3 protein-coding genes and 2 pseudogenes are annotated in these 2,721 nt (G+C 34.1%); 1 reads left to right on the top strand and 4 read right to left on the bottom strand.

Going from position 1 to position 2,721, the window contains the following annotated elements:
• Positions 1 to 481: 481 nt before the first annotated feature.
• From FB379_RS19355 to FB379_RS18175, 4 genes and pseudogenes are all read right to left on the bottom strand, one after another.
• Positions 482 to 613, bottom strand: a pseudogene (locus FB379_RS19355) (IS3 family transposase); the annotation flags it as partial.
• 211 nt (positions 614 to 824) lie between these two features.
• On the bottom strand, positions 825 to 980 hold the full coding sequence (locus FB379_RS19350) for a hypothetical protein (RefSeq protein WP_412674434.1): 156 nt from the start codon (positions 978 to 980) through the stop codon (positions 825 to 827).
• Complete coding sequence (locus FB379_RS19345; RefSeq protein WP_412674435.1) at positions 977 to 1,345, bottom strand: IS3 family transposase; 369 nt, start codon at positions 1,343 to 1,345, stop codon at positions 977 to 979. The genes FB379_RS19350 and FB379_RS19345 overlap by 4 nt, the downstream gene beginning before the upstream one ends.
• Positions 1,346 to 1,775: 430 nt before the next feature.
• Entirely contained in the window at positions 1,776 to 2,147 is a 372-nt protein-coding gene (locus tag FB379_RS18175) for a hypothetical protein (protein ID WP_094244471.1), read from the bottom strand.
• A 239-nt stretch (positions 2,148 to 2,386) separates the two neighbouring features.
• Between FB379_RS18175 and FB379_RS19145 the strand changes: the two are divergent.
• Positions 2,387 to 2,650 (top strand): annotated as a pseudogene (locus tag FB379_RS19145) (helix-turn-helix domain-containing protein); the annotation flags it as partial.
• Positions 2,651 to 2,721: the final 71 nt, after the last annotated feature.

Below are 2,721 nucleotides of genomic sequence, written 5' to 3'. Positions count from 1 at the left end.
GATTTCGCTTCCTCCAAAATATAACGAACAGTTTGACGCTTAAAGTCTTCCTCGTACCGCCTTTGTTTTTTTGTCATGTAGACACCTCATTTTTCAGTCTATTATTACTATAATAATCTGTGTCTACTTTTTAGTCTAACATTAAAATAGTATTCACGATATCAGGAGTACCTAATTCTTCTTTTGTGTCTCTATCCAAATTTGAATCTAAGTAAAAATCTTTTGAATTCTCAGATTCTTAATTGCTAAAGATAAACACGATTCTATGAATCCTCTATATTGTACTATTAGGTAAATCAGATCGCTAAGAATAGAATATATAATTTTCATAAACACTCCCCCACATAATATATAGAACTGATTTAACTTTTCAACATGTAAATTAAACGGCTTAATCCAGAGACACTTATCAAAATGAATCGTGCCAACTATTAGGTCCTATTCGACCTCATTTAAACTTTTTTGGTATGTCAACACTAAACTAGACACTTTTTTTGAGGTGTTTCTCTTTATACTCCATTCGGCTCAAATACCCTAGCGTTCCATGGATTCTAATATGATTAAACCAATGAACATAATCATCTAATTCCATTTTGAGTTGTTCTACACTTTCGAAATATTTACCCGGTCTTCATGATTTTACAGGTTGCTTCAGCTACTGCGTTGTCATAGGGGCAGCCTTTCATGCTTAACGATCGATTAATCTGAAAAGTATCTAGAGCTTCATCAATGGTCTTGTTTTTGAATTCGTTGCCTCTGTTTGTGTGGAATAATTGAATTTGCTGCAAATCAGCTTTCACAGTCGACAATGCTTCATAGACGAGTTAGGTATCTTTGTTGGAACCTGCACTATGGCCAATAATTTCTCGATTATAAAGATCGACAAATAAACAGATGTAATGCCATTTTTTCACTCTCACGTATGTTAAGTCGCTAACTACAACTGTTAATTCCTCTTGTGGGTCAAATTCCCTTTTCAACACGTTTTCCACTTTTGATTCATTGCATTTATCCACATGGGGCTTAAACTGGGCAACTGTATAGTTTGATACAAGCCCGCTTTTTTCATGATTCTACCAATTCTTCGCCTTGAGGTGATGCCAAGCTTCTTTAATTCGTGTTTAATCTTCCGTGTACCATCGTTATGTCGGCTTTTCTGGAAGATCTCCAGTATGGTAGCTGCCAGTTCATCTTCTGAATGATCTTGCTCTTTTGCTTTGTCGTAATAGGTGCTTCTTGGAAGTTTTAGGACATCGTACATTGCTGATATCGAGGCTGAAGGCGTTAAATCATATTCATGAATAATATCTTTTCTTAGTTTCCCATTTTCATAAAGCTTGACCATTTGAGCCTTGAATTCTACAGTGAATGTTCATCTGTTTCTCATTTTTAAACTCTCCTTAACTGTGGTAGTTTGAAGTAGACCACCAAAACAGTGGGTTTGCGACGAAACTTGACATTGAGCCTCTGCGGGCATGCTTTCCCAGCCAGGAAGTCAGATGATGTGTTCATCTGTCTCGCCGACAAGGCTAGCATACCCGCCACTCCACGTAAAGTTTCTAGAACGGATCCTTTATATTTAATAAGCAGTATACCCAAATTTGGTGTTTAGTCTACTTGACCTTAATTTTATTGTCCAGTTAAGTGTAGCCGATTCAAATTTTTCTAAATCATGTTTAAACTAAAACTCTAGATAAAAGGAGGGCTGTCAAGAAAAACTCGACAGCCTAAAATTAAATCCAGATTTTAATTAACAAATTTAATTGTTTCCACCTTTAAAATTCCCTTTGCTCTTCCACCTTTAGCATTTCCTTTTCTATAACGTCTACCAATTTTTTAGTACTATACATATATAGCACTAACTCTTTATCCCCATCTTCAATGTGGATTTCAGCTTGAACCCTTATTTTTGATGGCTTTCCTTTATAGATAACATCGAAAGTTCCAAACTCTTTGATCTCATTGTCTTCATTCATTTTATCTATTTCAGATAGAATCATGTTGATTTCTTCTTGAGTCAAGCCTGAATCTAAAATTGAGTTTGATAAATGGTTTAAAAAGGGTTCTATCTCTTCAAGATCAAAATTCATTCCTGCAGCATAACGTGCTTCTTTGTATTTAGTAACTTTATTCCAAAAATTAATCATAAAAATAGGTTCCTCCTATCAAATGTTTAATTTTCACATAAATTTCCTTATTTTTGTTAAAAAGTAAAACGCTCTAACTTATTGGACACCTCCTCTTAGACCAAATAATAAAGATATATTTGAGTCTTTTCAATTTGTCTATTAAGAGTACTTATAATGCTCCCATAAGGTGAGACACATGAGCGTAATAAATAAGTTATAATGATACCATGAAAAAAAGAAACTGATATACCGCAGAATTTAAAGCTAAGGTGGTTCTTAAGGTGTTGCGTGAAGAGCAAACCATCAATGAAATAGCCGCCAAATATGAATTAAGCCCAGTCATGGTCAGTCGTTGGAAAGCAGAATTTCTAGAACGATCCTCGATGGTCTTTGAAATTCATAAATTTTTCACTGCGAAAATTGAATATATAACTAAAAAATTTAATGTAAATAAAACATTCAGTACTTTTGAACTATTAATCGAGTTTAATTTATATACTGTAGATGAGCAAAATCACTAACATAAATTTACATCGAAACAAAAAAGGAGACATGAACCCGATTCCTTGGTTAGAATAGATGTGCCAACAAA

Source organism: Aeribacillus composti, from assembly GCF_007827555.1.
Taxonomy (GTDB): domain Bacteria; phylum Bacillota; class Bacilli; order Bacillales; family Aeribacillaceae; genus Aeribacillus; species Aeribacillus composti.
This window is presented reverse-complemented; position numbering and strand designations above follow the sequence as displayed.